This window comes from Kitasatospora sp. NPDC091257, assembly GCF_044757675.1.
Lineage (GTDB): Bacteria > Actinomycetota > Actinomycetes > Streptomycetales > Streptomycetaceae > Kitasatospora > Kitasatospora lactacystinica.
The window spans coordinates 1-1,733 of record NZ_JBIVVI010001563.1 but is presented as its reverse complement, the minus strand read 5'-3'; the positions used below and the strand labels follow the sequence as shown (position 1 = coordinate 1,733).

Sequence of the window (1,733 nt, the reverse complement as noted above, 5' to 3'; positions counted from 1 at the left end):
CGGGCCGCCGCACACCCACCCCCGGCCCGCACACCCCGGCCCGCCCGGCCGCCCCGCCCGGCCCCCACCCTCCGGGACGCGCCGCGGCGGACCTCCCCGCCCGCGACCGCGCCGAGGCCAGGGGCCCGGTGGCGCCGACGCCACGGCCGCCCGCACCGCGACACGACCGGCACAGGACGGTCGAAGGAGCAGCACGCACGGATCTCGCCGGGAAGCACGTGGTGGTCACCGGGGCCGGACGCGGGTTCGGCAGGGCTTCGCGCTGCACGCCGGCCGCACCGGCGCACGCCTACGGCACGGGAGCGCAGGGCTCCCCCGGCTGCCGCGGATCGACGGCCGTGGCGGGAACACCGCCGGGTGGTCGACGGCGTGAGGTTCCGACTCACCGTCCGCGGCCGGTCACGCCGAATGACCGATCCGGTGGCGCAATCGGCGCGCCGGGTCACCGGATCCGGATCCGGATCCGGATCCGTACTCCGCCACCGACCTGCGACGCCCGCCGGGCGGCATCGAGGATGTCCTCCGAACGATCGGCCAACTCCCTGACGCGTCGGGCTACGGGCTCGGGCGAGCCCGTCCGGGCCGCTGCGGACTCGACGTCGTCCTTCGGCAGCAGAACCCCCTCGACGAACTCCGCGACGTCGGCCGGCGCCACGCGAAGCCCTCCCCGACCGACCGGCCGGCCGGCCGGGGGGGGAGGGGGAGAACCGCGCGCCGAGCGGGCGGACGCTCTGCCACCCCCGGGAGCGTGGAACGCCGGCTCTCCAGGCCGGCACGACCCGACGGGCCTTCGCGGACGTCGGGGAAACGGGACCCGCCACCGTCGTCAGTGGTGAACACACGGCCGGCAACACTCATGCGCGCAGTGGATCACGCGCTCGCCCTGGCGGTCCACGCCCCTTTCCGGCCGCTGCGGCCGGAGCGGCCCGCCGGTGCCCGCGAGGCGAGGAGGACCTGCCTCCACCCCCGGGAACCGTCTCAGAAGCGGATCTTGCGGTGAGGGGATCGCGCACGGTAGGCGCGGCTACCTCCGCCGTCGAACGACAGCGGTGCCGCCGGCCAGGTCGACACCGGTGCGGGGCGGGGCGCCGGCGTGGTCGTCGTCCCGCACGACCAGTCGAGTGCGCCGCTGCTCGATCTGCACGCGCTTGTTGGCATGGAAGAAGGCGTGCAACTCCTCGGTCGCGGTCGCGCCGAGGCCGAGCCCGCCGCTTCGCGGTCGCGTGGTCAAACGGCGGCACAACCATCCCGGACGGCCGGATCGCACCACGAGATGCCGGATCGAGGCCAGCGTGAAGGGCACGATCACCAGCACCGCCATGAAGAGCAGACCCGCCGTCATCACCATGCCGGCCCAACCCGCGAAGGTGACACAGCCGTTCCTGACCGTATGCCGCCGATCACGGCGGCACCGGCCGGAGCCGTTCGCCGATCACGGCGACCGGCACCGCCGCTTCGCAGCGGACAGCGGGCCCGTCACACCGCGCGCGGACGGGCCCGGACCCTGACACGCGGCCCCGCGGACGGACCGGGGCCCGAACCCGCCGCCCCGAACACCGGTGGACAGGCCCCGCGGACGGACCGGGCCCGGCCCCGACACGAGCAGACGGGCCCGGACAAGGGCGCGCCACCCCGGCTCCGGGGGGGCCCGGCTCCGGGGTGGCCGACTGCCCTGTCATATAGGAAAAGCACACCACTGAACAACAGACAAAAGTAGTAAAAGAGGATTACGG

At 75.0% G+C, this 1,733-nt stretch carries 2 protein-coding genes; both read right to left on the bottom strand.

Translation table 11 applies throughout. The annotated features are described in order from the left end of the window. Positions 1–442 precede the first annotated feature (442 nt). A complete protein-coding gene (locus ACIQOV_RS40300) occupies positions 443–655 on the bottom strand; it encodes a hypothetical protein (RefSeq protein WP_401055959.1) in 213 nt (70 codons plus the stop codon). Between the two features lie 369 nt (positions 656–1,024). Continuing rightward, positions 1,025–1,348 (bottom strand): DUF6191 domain-containing protein, encoded by a 324-nt coding sequence (locus tag ACIQOV_RS40295; protein ID WP_401055957.1) that lies wholly within the window; start codon positions 1,346–1,348, stop codon positions 1,025–1,027. Positions 1,349–1,733: the final 385 nt, after the last annotated feature.